The 15,872-nt window shown below is 42.4% G+C and carries 15 protein-coding genes; 7 read left to right on the plus strand and 8 right to left on the minus strand.

Annotated features, from left to right (window positions below):
• Nucleotides 1-44: 44 nt before the first annotated feature.
• The 3 genes from GO816_RS01815 to GO816_RS01825 form a co-directional block, all read right to left on the minus strand.
• Complete coding sequence (locus GO816_RS01815; protein ID WP_157539644.1) at nucleotides 45-785, minus strand: isoprenyl transferase; 741 nt, start codon at nucleotides 783-785, stop codon at nucleotides 45-47.
• A gap of 305 nt (nucleotides 786-1,090) precedes the next feature.
• Entirely contained in the window at nucleotides 1,091-1,609 is a 519-nt protein-coding gene (locus tag GO816_RS01820) for an ExbD/TolR family protein (protein WP_157539645.1), read from the minus strand.
• Nucleotides 1,610-1,942: 333 nt separating this feature from the next.
• Nucleotides 1,943-3,145, minus strand: coding sequence for a proline dehydrogenase family protein (locus GO816_RS01825; RefSeq protein WP_157539646.1), 1,203 nt, complete (start codon nucleotides 3,143-3,145; stop codon nucleotides 1,943-1,945).
• 66 nt (nucleotides 3,146-3,211) lie between these two features.
• On the opposite strand from GO816_RS01825, the gene GO816_RS01830 reads away from it, so the two are divergent.
• The 4 genes from GO816_RS01830 (at nucleotide 3,212) to GO816_RS01845 (ending at nucleotide 6,105) form a co-directional block, all read left to right on the plus strand.
• On the plus strand, nucleotides 3,212-3,418 hold the full coding sequence (locus GO816_RS01830) for an RNA-binding S4 domain-containing protein (RefSeq protein WP_157539647.1): 207 nt from the start codon (nucleotides 3,212-3,214) through the stop codon (nucleotides 3,416-3,418).
• Between the two features lie 3 nt (nucleotides 3,419-3,421).
• Complete coding sequence (aroB, locus tag GO816_RS01835) at nucleotides 3,422-4,492, plus strand: 3-dehydroquinate synthase (RefSeq protein WP_157539648.1); 1,071 nt, start codon at nucleotides 3,422-3,424, stop codon at nucleotides 4,490-4,492.
• Nucleotides 4,493-4,740: 248 nt separating this feature from the next.
• A complete protein-coding gene (locus GO816_RS01840) occupies nucleotides 4,741-5,301 on the plus strand; it encodes a helix-turn-helix domain-containing protein (protein WP_157539649.1) in 561 nt (186 codons plus the stop codon).
• 63 nt (nucleotides 5,302-5,364) lie between these two features.
• On the plus strand, nucleotides 5,365-6,105 hold the full coding sequence (locus GO816_RS01845) for a heavy-metal-associated domain-containing protein (RefSeq protein WP_157539650.1): 741 nt from the start codon (nucleotides 5,365-5,367) through the stop codon (nucleotides 6,103-6,105).
• 161 nt (nucleotides 6,106-6,266) lie between these two features.
• On the opposite strand, the gene GO816_RS01850 is transcribed toward GO816_RS01845, so the two are convergent.
• The 5 genes from GO816_RS01850 to GO816_RS01870 form a co-directional block, all read right to left on the minus strand.
• Nucleotides 6,267-7,007 (minus strand): EcsC family protein, encoded by a 741-nt coding sequence (locus GO816_RS01850; protein ID WP_157539651.1) that lies wholly within the window; start codon nucleotides 7,005-7,007, stop codon nucleotides 6,267-6,269.
• 460 nt (nucleotides 7,008-7,467) lie between these two features.
• Nucleotides 7,468-8,559: a chorismate synthase gene (aroC, locus tag GO816_RS01855; protein ID WP_157539652.1), complete on the minus strand. Its 1,092-nt coding sequence runs from the start codon at nucleotides 8,557-8,559 to the stop codon at nucleotides 7,468-7,470.
• A 281-nt stretch (nucleotides 8,560-8,840) separates the two neighbouring features.
• Complete coding sequence (locus GO816_RS01860) at nucleotides 8,841-10,202, minus strand: cystathionine beta-synthase (protein ID WP_157539653.1); 1,362 nt, start codon at nucleotides 10,200-10,202, stop codon at nucleotides 8,841-8,843.
• A gap of 127 nt (nucleotides 10,203-10,329) precedes the next feature.
• Nucleotides 10,330-11,169: an aminotransferase class IV gene (locus tag GO816_RS01865; RefSeq protein ID WP_157539654.1), complete on the minus strand. Its 840-nt coding sequence runs from the start codon at nucleotides 11,167-11,169 to the stop codon at nucleotides 10,330-10,332.
• Nucleotides 11,170-11,189: 20 nt separating this feature from the next.
• On the minus strand, nucleotides 11,190-12,233 hold the full coding sequence (locus tag GO816_RS01870; RefSeq protein WP_157539655.1) for an RluA family pseudouridine synthase: 1,044 nt from the start codon (nucleotides 12,231-12,233) through the stop codon (nucleotides 11,190-11,192).
• Between the two features lie 64 nt (nucleotides 12,234-12,297).
• Here GO816_RS01870 and GO816_RS01875 point away from each other — a divergent pair, with 64 nt between their 5' ends.
• The 3 genes from GO816_RS01875 (at nucleotide 12,298) to lat (ending at nucleotide 15,682) form a co-directional block, all read left to right on the plus strand.
• Nucleotides 12,298-13,353: a DUF6588 family protein gene (locus tag GO816_RS01875; protein ID WP_157539656.1), complete on the plus strand. Its 1,056-nt coding sequence runs from the start codon at nucleotides 12,298-12,300 to the stop codon at nucleotides 13,351-13,353.
• Between the two features lie 9 nt (nucleotides 13,354-13,362).
• Complete coding sequence (locus tag GO816_RS01880; protein WP_157539657.1) at nucleotides 13,363-14,250, plus strand: 1-aminocyclopropane-1-carboxylate deaminase/D-cysteine desulfhydrase; 888 nt, start codon at nucleotides 13,363-13,365, stop codon at nucleotides 14,248-14,250.
• Between the two features lie 109 nt (nucleotides 14,251-14,359).
• Entirely contained in the window at nucleotides 14,360-15,682 is a 1,323-nt protein-coding gene (gene lat, locus GO816_RS01885; protein WP_157539658.1) for an L-lysine 6-transaminase, read from the plus strand.
• The last annotated feature ends 190 nt before the right edge of the window (nucleotides 15,683-15,872 follow it).

Below are 15,872 nucleotides of genomic sequence, written 5' to 3' on the forward strand. Positions count from 1 at the left end.
GCTAAAGTAATTTAAACGTTTGTTAAAATTTGTTAAAAGAAAAATTAGTTAACCTGTTCACTGGTTTTTCCAAAGCGGCGTTCGCGTTTTTGATAATCTAAAATAGCTTCAAACAGGTCATCGCGCCTGAAATCGGGCCAAAGTTTATGAGTGAAATATAACTCTGCATAAGCAATTTGCCAAAGCAGGTAATTGCTTATTCTAAACTCCCCGCTTGTTCTGATAAGCAGTTCAGGATCGGGCAGGTTGTGTGTATATAAATGTTGCGAAAATACTTCCTCAGTTACATCTTCGGGCTTTAACAAGCCCTGCTGTACTTTAGCTGCAATTTTTTGGACTGCCTGCACCATCTCCCTGCGCGAACCGTAACTTAAAGCCAGAGTAAGTACAAGCCCGGTATTACCTTTGGTTTTTTCAATGGCACCCATCAATTCACGGTGACATTTACCCGGCAGCATTTCTAAATCGCCTATAGCATTTAACCTTACGTTATTTTGCATCAGCTTTTTTATTTCCTTGTTGATGGTGCTCACCAGCAACTCCATAATAGCTGTAACTTCCAAACTCGGGCGATTCCAGTTTTCGGCCGAAAAGGTATATAGCGTTAAATACTTTACACCAATTTCGCCGGCGCCCTCAACTACATCGCGTACAGATACAACTCCGTTATGATGACCGAATACACGCAGTTTGCCTTTTCCTTTAGCCCAACGGCCATTACCATCCATAATAATGGCTACATGCTCAGGAAGCCGCGTTATATCAATCTGATCTTTAAAACCCATAATGTTGTTGCTTACAGCCCATTAAAAAAACGTACATGGCCTAACTTAAAACCGCAACCTTATCACTCATCTGTTCATCTGGGTTTTAACCGTTGTACACAATTAATGAGGTTTTTGACAAGTGCATACCTTGCCAAATCTCAAAATTTTCAGGGTACAAAGGTAAAACTATACTTTGATTTTTTTATTATTCAATTTGCAAAAAGATAACGTATTTCAATTGGTTTGCAGCGGCTTAAAGCGCACAAAAAAACCGCAGAAGCTTTAATTGCCTTGCGGTTTTGTAAAATGACTACCCTATATCTTTAATAAATTGACTGCTGCTTGAGCATGTCCACATCTTTATCGTCAATATCAACAATAGCGTATTGCTTGTTTTGTGTAATGTTTAACTCATCAAGCGCATCAATAAGATTACCGTATTTTGAATGGTTGCTTGGTTTGAGAATAACAAGCATAGGTTTACCAGTTTGTTGTTTGATAAGTTGCTGCTTGCTTAAAAGTGCTTTTCGAAGCCCTTCCCTGCCATAATCTATTACTTCCACGTTTGTATTACCAGGCAAGCCACGGTAAAGCAAAACCTTATTATCGGCCCCAAGGCAAAGCGTTACCGTTCGGCTTTGAGCTACAGCTTGGTTTTCAGCATCAACAGGCATGGCTAAATCCATTGCCTTTGGCTTTGACAGTGTAGTAGTCAACATAAAGAAAGTCACCAGCAAAAAAGCCAAATCTACCATAGCGGTAAGGTCAACGCGCAGGCTTTGAGGTTTGCGCAGCGGTTTTTTGCCATCATTTTTTGCGGGAGATGCATTTAGCTCGGCCATATTGTTACGTTTTAAGGTTAAATAATTGGTTTACAATACTTACAACGGCTTATTGAACACTTTTGTTGCAGTAAATTCTACCTATTTTATAGATAATATTATCAGAATGCGCTAATTTAATCTTGGGGCAATTTTATAACATTGCAGATAACAAAAGCCATCAACGTCTACTCCTTTTTATCCGTGAAACTTCTTTTCCACCGCAGTTTTCCGGTACAGTCTCCTGCTTAAGCAGGCTTTTGAAAACGAAGAGCGCCGGCATGTTTATGCCGGCGCTCTTTAAAATACAGCTAAAAAATTCAGATGGTATCTTTACATCAGATCATCACCAAATTAAATCTTTCTGCGTTTCTTTTCTTTAATTATCAGGCTGAGTTCACGGCTCATTTGTCCGGCAATGGCTGTATTTTCGTTAGCGCGTCTGAACAGGTATGGCATCACGGCTTTTACCGGTCCGTAAGGCACGTATTTCACCACGTTGTAACCTGCATTAGCTAAATTAAAGCTTAGGTTATCGCTCATGCCCAGCAATTGCGAAAAATATACATGCGGATGGTTATGAGGTATACGCAGCTGGTTTAATAAATCGGCAAGCAGGCGGCAGCTATCTTCGTTATGCGTACCTGCAACCAGCGCAATGCGGTCAACATGTTCAACACAAAAACGCAAACTATCATTGTAATCCCGGTCGGCGGAGGCTTTGTCGGGCTGTATGGGTGATGGATAGCCCATTTCAGCAGCACGTTTACGCTCCTTCTCCATATAAGCGCCGCGTACCAGTTTTACGCCCAAATAGAAACCTTCGGTACGGGCAATGTCAAAGTCAACCTTTAATGATGCCAGCTTGTCGTGACGGTAAATTTGATACGTATTAAAAATAATGGCCCTGTCGCGGTTGTAACGGCGCATCATACTCATGGCCAAACGGTCAATGGTCAATTGTATCCAGGTTTCTTCGGCATCTATCATTACCGGTATGCCTGCCTGGTAAGCCTTGTTACATATGGCCTGAACGCGTGCTTGTACTTTTTGCCACTCCAGCTCTTCAGCTTCTGTCAGTTTTGTTCCGGCATCAAGCTTTTCTAATAAGCCAAACCGCCCTACCCCTGTTACCTTAAATACAGTGATGGGAATTGCCGGGTCGCCGGTGGCACGCTCAATAGTACCGATGATTTCATCGCGGGTATCATCAAATACTTTTTCGTCTTCTTCACCCTCTACGGAGTAATCGAGTATGGTGCCAACGCCGCCTTTGTACAAATTTTTAATGGTAGCATCACATTCTGCAATGGTTTCGCCCCCGCAAAACTGCTTAAATATGGTAGCCTTAATAATTCCTTTTATGGGCAAACCTATGCCCATGGCAAAATTGGTAATACCCGGACCTATCTTTACTAAAAAATTATTGTTGATGGCTTTAAACAACCAGTACGCGCGGTTCAAATCGGCGTTAGATGCATGTTTAAAAGCTATTTCGGTATTTTCGAATGATAAATTTCCCTTAACGGGTGGAACAGAATCTTGTTGGTCAAACATCGCACAAAATTAGAAAATCAAACTGATAACTCATTTTTTGATGTAATAGTTTATTTTTGCCGCACCATGATTGAATTTAAACTTGACGGTGACTTTATTCCTCTGATACAGTTGCTTAAGGCAACCGGACTGGTTTACACCGGTGGTGAAGCACAAATTGTAGTAACCGAAGGTGAAGTTAAGTATAATGGACAGGTTGACTACCGTAAACGCCTAAAGGTAAAACGTGGCGATGTAGTTGAATTCAGGTCGCAAAAAATTGTGGTGATTTAGTTTATGGATACGATTAAAAGTATTGATTACCCGGTTTTTTTTAACGATACCCTTACCCAACTGGTTAATCTGATTGAAAAAGGCAATTACTCCCGCTTTTTTATATTGACTGATGAGCATACCGGCGAACATTGTTTACCGTTACTGCAAAGCCACCTAGAACACCTGAACGATAAATACGATGTAATTGAGGTTAGCGCCGGTGAGGAAAGCAAGAATATTGATTTTTGTTCGGGCATTTGGAAGATGCTGATTGATTTTGGCGCCGACCGCCACAGCCTCATGATTAACTTGGGCGGCGGTGTAATTGGTGATATGGGCGGCTTTGCGGCCAGCACCTACAAACGCGGAATTGACTTTGTGCAGGTGCCTACTACATTGTTATCACAGGTTGATGCCTCGGTTGGTGGCAAAACCGGTATCGACTTTGATAACCTTAAAAACATTATAGGCACCTTTACCCAGCCTAAGGCTGTGTTTATAGAACCTACGTTTTTACAAACCCTGCCACAACGCCAAATACTTTCAGGATATGCCGAAATGTTAAAGCACGGCCTTATACAGGATGCTGTATATTGGAACCAGTTAAAGGAACAAGGTATCAGCAACGGCGCTCCTGCTCCTGAATTGATTCACCGTTCGGTTGCGATAAAAAACAACGTTGTTGTAAATGATCCGTTTGAAAAAGGCTTTCGCAAGTGCCTGAATTTTGGACATACCGTTGGCCACGCTGTTGAAACTTACTCGTTGCAAAACGACGACGGCAAACACATAACCCATGGCGAAGCTGTAGCTATAGGTATGATTTGCGAGGCATGGCTATCACATAAAAAGGCAGGACTAAGCGCTGAAGAATTGAGTGAGATTGCTACAGTGCTTAACAACCTCTATCCAAAGTATGATCTTGATGAATCGTGCTACACGCTGCTGCACAGCTTAATGAAAACCGATAAAAAAAATCAGAATGGTTTTGTTAACTGTACCTTACTTAACAAAATAGGTGAGTGCAGTATAGATCATATTTGTACCGAAGAAGAACTTTGCGATAGCCTGCGTTATTACGCTACGCTGTAAAGCTTTCAATCAACTTCAAATTGTCATCTTTAACGTTGGCTAAATATCTTAATTACATTATGGCAATACCGCCTGTATTAAGACTTAGCAGTTGTTAGGGATGACAATTTTTGTTTACAGCTGTCCGTTTTTAATTTGGCTAAGACATGATCTTATTTGATAGAATGACCAAGCTTTTGGCCTATTGTAAAACTTGTTTATAGAATTACATTTTGAACAATGTAATTTAGGTTCTTCTGCATACAACTATGAAACTGCATATTAAAAACATGGTTTGCCGGCGCTGTATAACGGCCGTTGAAAATGAGTTGAGCAAAGAGGGGTACCACATTCATCAAATTGAATTAGGCGAAGTAACGGTTGCCGAAGATCTTAACAATAGTCAACTTGATAAGCTGAATACCAGCCTTAAACACTTAGGATTTGAACTGATAGACGACCGTAAAAGCCGTTTGGTAGAAAAAATCAAGAATATTATTATAGACCTCGTTCATCATAATGAACAAAACCTAGCTATAAATTTATCTGCCTACCTGGCTCATCAGCTGCACTACGAGTATAATTATTTAAGTAATTTATTTTCGGAAACCGAGGGTACTACTGTTGAGAAGTACTATATAAGCCAGAAGATTGAAAAGGTGAAGGAACTGCTTATTTACGATGAGCTTACTTTGAGCCAGATTGCCAATCGTATGGGCTACAGCAGCGTGGCCTATCTGTCAAGCCAGTTTAAAAAAGAAACAGGTTTAACGCCAAGTCACTTCAAAAACATAAAGGACAACAAACGCCGCAACATTGAAGAACTGTAAATTTTGAAAAGCATAGCCTTAATTGTATAAAGTTATGGCTACCCTAAGCTGTACCTTTGCTACATGAAACATACCTATAAAGTGACCGGCATGACCTGTGCCGGTTGTCAATATAAAGTACAGCACCTGCTTAGCCAGGTTCCACATGTAAATGAAGCTGTTGTAAACCTAGAAAGGGGCGATGTTACCGTTGAAATGGACGAACATGTAAACACAACTGTTTTGCAGGATGCCCTTAAAGAGTATCCAAAATATCAGCTTACGGATGTACCGGTCACGTCATCGACCCCTATTAGTATGAACATGGAGGCCGAAGACAAGCGCACCTGGTTTGAAACTTATAAACCCATTGTACTTATTTTCTTCTACATAATTATGGTATCGGTTATTGCCGGTTCAACCTTACTGGGTTTTGATGAGTTGGTGTTTATGCGCGTATTTATGGCGGGGTTTTTCCTGGTATTCTCTTTCTTTAAAATGCTTAACCTCGATGGCTTTGCCGACAGCTATGCCATGTATGATGTTATTGCCCGTAAGTTTAAGGCCTGGGGCTACATTTATGCTTTGCTCGAACTGGCTTTAGGTTTGGCCTACGCTACCAACTTTAATCCAGCCATAACTAACTTGGTAACCCTGGTAATAATGAGTGTAAGCATTGTTGGCGTGCTGCAAACCGTATTGAATAAAAAAGTGATAAAATGCGCCTGCTTAGGGGCTGTATTTAACCTGCCAATGAGTACCGTTACCATTATTGAGGATGGATTAATGATTGTGATGAGTGCAGTAATGTTGTGGATGATGTAACGGCGGTTGCTACTTACTTAAATCTCATATCGCTGTGCTACCGCATCCGGGCCGCGGTGGCTCTTAGTTCTTTTGATGATAAAAGAACCAAACTCAAGTGTAGTACAATATTCCTCGTCTCTCGAAATTACACGTAAGAGGAAACACTATGCGACATACCATTATTCCTTAATAATTTCCAGCGGACTGATTTTGCGCATGCGGTAACAGTTCATGGCGGTTTCGCCTAGTTGTGCAATAAGTTTATAATTGGCAATAGCACCTACGGCGGCTCCTATTACAGGTAACAATTGTGCCAGCTTGGCCAGGTCAATGTAGTCGCGGTACTCCTGTTGAAATATGCGCCAGTCAAACTCATCTGCATCGCCTGGCAAAGAGCCACTGTAGCCTTGCCAGCCAGCCATCAGCTCATACACTTCATTACGCCGCTGCTGGCTCGAAAATGCTAACTGAAAAATGTAGAGTATATATAAACGCTCTTTGTAATCCTTTACATCGTAGCCATACAGCGCTGCTATTTCAAACAGCAGTTTTAGTTTAATCCCAATCAATATCGGGAAATCAGCCATGCCCATTAAAAAGCCGCCTGCACCGGTAACCGCACCTTCTACGGTGGCAGTATTACGGTAAGTTTCTATTTTTTGCCTTACCAAAGACTCTCGTAACTGCAATGGTGTATCGAGTTCGGGAGATGTAGAGGTAGTATACTTAGCACCAAACAACACGGCTTTTATCATTTTTTCGATAGTGGTGGTAATGGCCGCGTGGACTTTATCAGGAATAAGGTCGTTTATTTTCGTTTGCACAGTTTTAGATACCTTATCGGTAAATGAAGGCTTTTTTTGCATACGGTGCTGCCAAAACTGAAGTTCGATGTGTGCCTGTTGTTCGTAGCTTGTCATGCAGGTTTGTTATTGTTTAGGCTAATATTAAGGTAATACATGTTGGTTACATGTTAATCAACCAAATTTCATTCCAACTGTAAAATAAGCAGTACAGTGTAATCGATATTAGTTTTACCTGAAGCAATAAGTTAATGAGTCTCTCCATTCAGAGATTGTAAATTATAGAATTTACAGAATTAAATTTTAGGAAATTAATTTTATAAAAGAGCGGTGGCCCGCCACAACACCCGGCCGGGAGCTGCCTGTGCGCGGGCAGGGATTGTTGTGGATAGGCGTTTTTGTTACTTTTGGGGCTATGCCAAAAGTAATAGCCCGAGCGGCAATGAGCGGTAGAAAAGCGACAAGCTAAACTACTCTACAGCTAACCAATACACACGTCCGCAAATACCTGCGCTAGAAAACTTTGAACAAGATTTCTCCTAACGTCGAAATGACAGTACGGTTTGATTTAAGCCTCTTATAACTTACTTCCTTTATTCCTTAACCAATGATCGGCAACAACCAACGCAGCCATAGCCTCCACAATAGGCACGGCACGTGGTACCACGCAAGGATCGTGGCGGCCTTTGCCTTGTATTTGGGCATTATTGCCTTCGGCGTCGATGGTGTTTTGGTTGGTCATGATGGTGGCAACGGGTTTAAAGGCAACCTTAAACTCAATAGGCATACCATTGCTGATGCCGCCCTGTATGCCACCCGAAAAGTTAGTAAGCGTTTTCACGCTGCCGTCCGATTCTTTTGCAAAAATATCGTTATGCTCTGACCCAAGCATTTCGCTGCCGGTAAAGCCCGAGCCGTATTCAAAACCATGTACAGCGTTAATGCTCAGCATGGCTTTTCCTAAATCGGCATGCAGCTTATCAAAAACCGGTTCGCCTAAGCCTACCGGGCAATTGGTAATGGTGCAACTTACCTTACCGCCAATGGTATCGCCTTGTTTGCGTATCTCGTCAATGCGGGCTATCATTTCTTCAGCAGTAGCCGGGTCGGCGCAACGTACTATGTTGGCTTCGCGAATGGTTTCAAACTCCTGTGCGTTGGTGATGCTGATGTTAGGTGCATCAATTTTGCCTACACTGCTTACGTGAGCCAACACTTCAATGCCCTGCGTTTTAAGCAATAGCTTGGCAATGGCACCTGCGGCAACACGTGCAGCGGTTTCGCGGGCCGATGAACGGCCTCCTCCCCGGTGATCGCGTATGCCGTACTTGGTAAAATAAGTATAATCGGCGTGCGAAGGCCGGAACACGTCCGTGTTGTGGCTGTAATCTTTACTACGCTGGTCTTCGTTAGGAATAAGCATAGCAATAGGCGTGCCCGTGGTTTTACCCTCAAACGTGCCTGAAAGGATCTGTACGGTATCAGCCTCTTTGCGCTGAGTGGTAATTTTAGATTGACCAGGTTTACGCTTATCTAACTCGGCTTGTATGTATTCAATATCAATGGGCAAACCAGCAGGGCAACCATCTACAATTACGCCAATGGCCACGCCATGCGATTCGCCAAACGTGGTTATTCTGAATAATTGTCCGAAAGAGTTGCCTGCCATGGTGTAAGGATATATATTATAAATTCAAGAATATAGATTAAGCAAATATGTGATTTTTGTCTGAATCAAAATTTTCAGAATGTGATAATTTTCAGAATTTCATGTCATGCTGAATTTATTTCAGCATCCCATATGCAAAATAGCCTATAATTTTATCTACCTATCCTGTGGGATGCCGAAACAAGTTCGGCATGACGGTAAGAATTTATAATGCTTGGGTTATCGGATTGATGTAATCGCGATACATTCCTTCACTCGTTCACTAACTCACACCTCACTCATCAAAGCGATATCGCATTTATAATATCAAACTGAGTAATGATTTCAATTCTGCCGCGCTCGTCTTCAACTAATACCGCTATATTCTCTTTGTTTATCAAGGTCGAAATTTTATCTATCGAGGTATTCAAATCCACAAAAGGGAACGGCGTAGTGGTAATGGTTTGCACCGGTTGTGATTTAAGTGATGGATTTTCGAGTAATGCATCCAGTATATCGCTTTCGGTAACCTTGCCAATAACCATACCTTTTTGAGTGACAGGTATTTGCGATATATTAAGGGATTTGATTACGTTGATAGCTTCCAAAACGGTCTTTTCACTATCAATAGTCACAATTTCGGGATTGTCTTTTTTTCTGATGATATCACGTGCGGTAAGTTTATCATCTTTTAGGAAACCGCGCTCGCGCAGCCAGTCTTCATTATACATTTTGCCCAGGTAGCGTGTACCATGGTCAGGGAAGATGATTACAACAACGTCGCCTTCTTTAAAACGGTCTTTCATTTGCAGGGTACCTGCAACGGCCGAACCTGTTGAGTTACCAGCAAAAATGCCTTCCTGCATAGCAATCTGGCGGGTCATGAGGGCGGCGTCTTTATCAGTTACTTTTTCAAAATGATCAATAAGGCTGAAATCAACGTTTTGCGGTAGAAAGTCTTCACCAATACCCTCGGTTATGTAAGGGTATATCTCGTTTTTGTCAAACTCACCGGTTTCTTTGTATTTTTTAAATACCGAACCGTAGGTATCAATACCCAACACCTGTATGTTTGGGTTCTTTTCTTTTAGGAAACGTGCCGTGCCGGATATAGTACCGCCGGTACCTACGCCTACTACCAGGTGAGTTATTTTACCTTCGGTTTGTTCCCAAATTTCGGGACCGGTTTGCTCGTAATGAGCCTGCGAGTTTGACAGGTTATCGTACTGATTGGGTTTCCACGAGTTAGGCACCTCGCGCTCTAACCGTGATGATACGGAGTAGTAAGACCGTGGATCCTCAGGATCAACGTTGGTGGGGCACACAATTACCTCGGCGCCAAAGGCGCGCAGGGCGTCAAACTTTTCTTTTGATTGCTTATCGGTACTTGTAAAAATACACTTGTAGCCCTTAATAACCGCGGCAATAGCTAAACCCATACCAGTATTGCCCGATGTACCCTCGATGATTGTACCACCCGGTTTAAGGCGACCATCTCTTTCGGCATCCTCTATCATCTTTAAAGCCATACGATCTTTAATAGAGTTACCGGGGTTGGTAGTTTCTATTTTAGCCAGTACGGTGGCTTTAATGTCTTTAGTTATTTTGTTAAGCTTAACCATTGGTGTGTTACCAATAGTTTCCAGTATATTATTACTCCACATAATTAGTAGACAAAGTAAAGGAAATTATCTCTTCTGAACCGGAATTTTAAGAATTTTTATAATTTACAGAATTACCTATCCGTAGTATAAAAAACTATGTTCATTCTATGAATTCTTAAAATTCCGTTCAGACCAATTTATTCAGCTCATCAATCAATGTTTTGCTCAACCCGTTGAAATAACGTTTAATACCGTAGCCTATTACCCATTGAATGCCTCGTGTTGCGTTGGTAATAAATACTTCATCAGCCTGGTGAAGTATGTCGGGGTTAATTTGAGCTTCGGTAACAGGTATTTCGAGCGAAATGCATAAATCAATAATCTTTTTACGCATTATACCGGCTACACACCCTTCGCTTAAGGCAGGTGTATATAAGTGCTCGTTATACCAAACAAACACGTTTGAGCTTATGGTTTCGCATAGAAAACCCTGCTGGTTTAATATAAATACCTCGTCCAGCTTGTGCTGGTTTTTGTAAAGGCCTGCCATTACGTAAGGTAGCGCGTTACAGGTTTTATAGTTTGACAGGAAGTTTACCGGCTTGGTAAGCTCAGTGTAAACATCCATAATTAAGCCTTTTTGGTTAAGACGGTAACCTGAGGTTTCCTCGGGTACCAGCTCCAAACACCAACCCGATTTATTATCGTCGGGCGTGTAAAGTCCGCCGGCATCGCGGTATACTGTTAGCCTTAAACGGCCGTTTTTAGCTTTGTTCCATGTTGCAAGTTCCTCAGCTTTTTCTTTTAAAAACCAGGTATCAAGCAGGCTGTAACCTTCCAGCTTTAAAACCTTCATACCATTTTGCAGGCGTTCGGCATGCATGTCGGCAAATTTAAGCTGACCGTTAATCAGCCTCATACTCTCAAACAAACCGTCGCCGTACCTGAATGCACGGTTGTTTAACGGTAATATAGCGCTATCGGCCGCTAAAAGCTGGCCATTAAAATTTACAAAAAGAGGCATCATTGATTAAGGGTAACAAAGAATCAGGCGTTTTGCTCTACAGTGGCTGCAATATATTTACGCCATTTTTGTAAAACGGCTTCAAAGTCGTCAGGCAGGGATGCCTCAAAATTAATATATTTACGGGTAGTAGGGTGAACAAAACCCAGCGTTTGTGCATGCAGGGCCTGCCGCGGCATGAGCTCAAAACAGTTTTCAATAAACTGTTTGTACTTATTAAAGGTAGTGCCTTTCAATATTTTGTCGCCCCCGTAAGTGGCATCGCTAAACAGCGGGTGCCCTATATGCTTCATGTGGGCACGTATCTGGTGCGTACGGCCGGTTTCCAGCTGGCACTCTATCAGCGTTACATACCCAAAACGTTCCAGCACCTTATAATGCGTAACCGACCATTTACCTTTATCCTCGCTATCATAAATACTCATAACGCGCCTGTCGGCCACGCTGCGGTTTATGTAGCCGGTTACGGTGCCATTCTGCTCTAAATCACCCCAAACCAAGGCTTTGTATTTACGGGTAATAGTATGTTCATAAAACTGGCGGGCAAGCCAAGCCATGGCACGCTCATTTTTACTGATGAGCAGCAAGCCCGATGTATCCTTATCAATACGATGCACCAAACCCGGCCGGCCATCATTACCGGGCAGCGTAGGCAATTGCTGAAAATGATAAACCAATCCGTTAACCAGCGTACCGGTGTAGTTGTTATAACCCGGGTGCACAACCAAGCCCGGCGGCTTGTTAATTACCAGCACATCGTTATCCTCGTAAGCAATATTAAGCGGAATGTTTTCGGGGTATACCTCAGTATCGCGGGGCGGGTGCGGTAACACCACCGATATTACATCTAAGGGCTTCACCTTATAGCTTGATTTGGCTTGCTTTTCGTTTACCAGCACATTACCCAACTCAATAGCATTTTGAATACGGTTGCGTGAGGCATTTTCAAGCTTATGCATCAAAAATTTATCAATACGCAGCAGTGACTGGCCCTTATCAACCACTATGCGCATATGTTCAAATAAATCCGGCTCTTCTGCCTCGTTCAAAATACTATCTGTAGCCATTGGCACAAAAATAAGGCTTTTTTTGACCGCCAATGTTCAGGTAAAATTTTTATTACATTTACATATGAAAAAATCCCTAATCATAACTATTACAACTATTTGTGTACTCAATTTTAGTGCAAAAGCGCAGGATGGTATTTCACAATTATTAAAATCAGCACCTGGCGATGCTAATAAACTGCTTAATGCCTATGCCGATCCGCTTTTCAAAGGCTTTGGTACCGGCCTTAATAACGGCTGGACAAACACCGCAAAAACAAAAGGACTTCTTAGATTTGATTTGCGGATTTCAGCTTCAGGTGTGTTTGTACCCACCGCCGATAAAAGCTTTGATGTAACTAAAATTGGCCTTTCCAGTAACACACGTTTAAAACCAGGATCACCTGCCATTACGCCCACTATTGGTGGTGAAAAAGGCGCCACACCGGCAACACTTGAACTATATTCAGACAATGGATTGAAAGTTGACGAGTTTACACTACCAAAGCGTGTAACTCCTGTCGTACCTGCTCCGCAATTGCAATTAACGGTTGGCTTAATAAAGCACACGGACGTAACCGTTAGGTTTATTCCTAAAACTAAGCTGAGCGATAATGTAGGCTCCGTAGGCATGATAGGTTTTGGCTTGAAACACAACATCATGGAAGATATTTTTGGCGGCATAGGCGGCAAATTGGCACCATTTGACCTGGCACTGGCAGCAGGTTATACTCGCTTTAATTATATGTTACCTTTGGAGGTACGCCCAAGTGGCAACCGTTTACCTGAGCCGGGAAGTGCAGGAAAAACCGACTTTTCTAACCAACGCCTGGAAGGCCATTTTAACGGCTTCAATCTGCAGGCACTCTTCTCAAAAAAACTTTCGGTTTTTACACCATTTGCTGCTGTGGGCTATAACACCGCCAAAACAAATGTAGGGTTGTTAGGGAACTTTCCGGTTACCAGTGGCTTGGCAACCTACACCGTTTATACCAATCCCATTTCTATCAATAAAACCAGCATTAATGATGTAAAGGTTGATGTTGGCTTCCAACTCGAACTTGGCTTTTTTAACTTCTACGCTTCGGGCAGCTTAGCCAAATACAAATCGGTTAACGCAGGTATAGGTTTTGGGTGGTAACTTTACCGCATGAAGTTTGACTTGGAAATATTCAGCCCGGTTGATGCCTGGCAGCATCCGCTGTTTGCTCAAAAGGGGCTGAATGTTTTTATTAAGCGCGATGATATGATACATCCGCTTATATCGGGTAATAAATGGCGTAAGCTTAAATACACACTCCAAAAGGCTCATTCGCTTGGTAAAACGCACCTGGTTACATTTGGCGGAGCCTTTTCCAATCATCTGTTGGCTACAGCATCAGCAGCTGCAAAATTTGGCTTTAAATGTACCGCATTTGTACGCGGTGAAGATGTGCAAAACGACACGCTGTTTTTATGCCGCATGCATGGCATGAAGCTAATATTTACTAACAGGGATTCCTACCGTAACAAAACACAACTTTTTGAAGAACACTTTGGCGATGACGATGCAGCCTGTTTTATTGATGAGGGTGGCGCCAGTGCCGAGGGTGTACAGGGCTGCGCTGAATTGATAAGTGAGCTACCATTAATTTATCAACATATATTTTGTGCCTGCGGAACCGGAACAACCGCCGCCGGCATTATCACCGGTCTGCATGAGCACCAATTACCAACACACTTTCACGCTGTCCCTGTTTTAAAAAACGGCGGCTTTATGCGTAACGAAATTAATCGCTTCCTCGATTTTGAAGCAGATTACAGCATACATACTGATTATCATTTTGGTGGCTACGCCAAAACAACGCCCGATTTGATTAACTTTTCGCAAAGTTTCACTTCATCAACCGGCATATTAATAGAACCTGTTTACACCGCAAAAATGCTGTATGCTTTGCTTGATTTGGCTGCTAAAGATGCCTTTGAGCAGGGCAGCAATATACTGGCTATTCACAGCGGCGGACTTCTTGGACTACTGGGAATGAAGGAGAAGTTTTAAGCTCAGACACTAGAGCTAAAACTTAAAATAACACATTCGTGTGACGTCTGTCTGTTTATCTTGTTTCCTGGCTCTTGTTTCTTGCCTCTGGCTTCCCTAAGTTTGTTATATGCCAATTAACCCTAAAAACGTACAGCAAATTTTAGAAAAGCATCTCATTGCCGATGGCTTTGACCTGACTTTTGACATGGAAAGAAGCAAGGGCGTTTTCATTTACGATTCAAAGAATGACCGTACCCTGCTTGACTTTTTTACCTGCTTTGCTTCGGTGCCTTTAGGCTATAACCACCCGGCTATGCTTAATGATGAGGCTTTTAAAAAAGACCTGATGCTGGCGGCATTGTCAAACCCGTCGAACTCCGATATTTATACAACACAGTACGCACAGTTTGTTGAAACTTTTGATCGTGTGGGCATACCCAATTACCTGCCTCATGCCTTTTTTGTAGCCGGCGGAGCGCCTGCAATTGAGAATGCATTGAAAACCGCAATGGATTGGAAAGTGCAAAAAAACTTTAAAAAAGGGCATACCACCGAAAAAGGCCACAAAGTACTGCACTTCGAAAAAGCCTTCCATGGCCGCTTGGGTTACACGCTTAGCTTAACTAACACCTTACCGGTTAAAACCAAGTGGTACGCAAAGTTTGACTGGCCAAGGGTTACTCACCCAACCGTACAATACCCGCAAACAGAAGCCAACCATGAGGACTTACTTAAACGTGAGGCAGAATCAATAGCCCAAATTAAGCAGGCCTTTATTGACCATAAAGATGACATATGCGCTATTATTATTGAGCCTGTACAGGCCGAAGGAGGCGACAACCACATCAGGCCTGAGTTTGCCCGTGAACTACGCATTTTGGCTGATGAGAACGAGGCGATGCTTATTTATGATGAGATACAAGTTGGTGTTGGCTTAAGCGGCAAGTTTTGGTGCCATGAGCACTTTGGAGAGGAGGCACGCCCGGATATTATTGCATTTGGCAAAAAAATGCAGGTTTGCGGAATGCTGGCTGGTAAACGCGTTGAAGAAAACGAAGAAAACGTTTTTAACGTATCATCGCGCATAAACTCTACCTGGGGTGGCAATTTGGTTGATATGGTACGCTCAGGCAAAATACTTGAGATTATTGAACAGGACAATTTATGTGATAAGGCTGCCACAACCGGCCATTACCTGCAACAGGCGTTGCACAAGGTGGCTGCCGAGTATCCTATTATTAGCAATATACGAGGTAGAGGCTTGTTAACCGCATTTGATTTTGAAGACCGTGCCACGCGCGATAAATTCATAGCAGGTGGAATTACGCATAATGCCATGTTCCTTGGCTGCGCTGAAAAGACCATCCGTTTCAGGCCTGCACTAACTATTGAACCCGAGCATATTGACTTAGGAATAAATATTATGGAAGATATATTTAAGCAACTATAATGTAATAATACTGCTACAGCCGCGCTGCTTTGACGTTTTGCTTACATTTTTTGTTTTTACAGATACTATTATTGCGCATAGTAAGTTTAATTAATAAAAATTACAACTTTAACTATATCTGCGCGTTTAAGCGTTGTTGCTTTCAGGTAGTTTTACTTGGTTCTTCAGGTAAAACCACCATTTCAACTTT

Origin of the sequence: Mucilaginibacter aquatilis (assembly GCF_009755275.1) — a bacterium.
GTDB lineage: Bacteria > Bacteroidota > Bacteroidia > Sphingobacteriales > Sphingobacteriaceae > Mucilaginibacter > Mucilaginibacter aquatilis.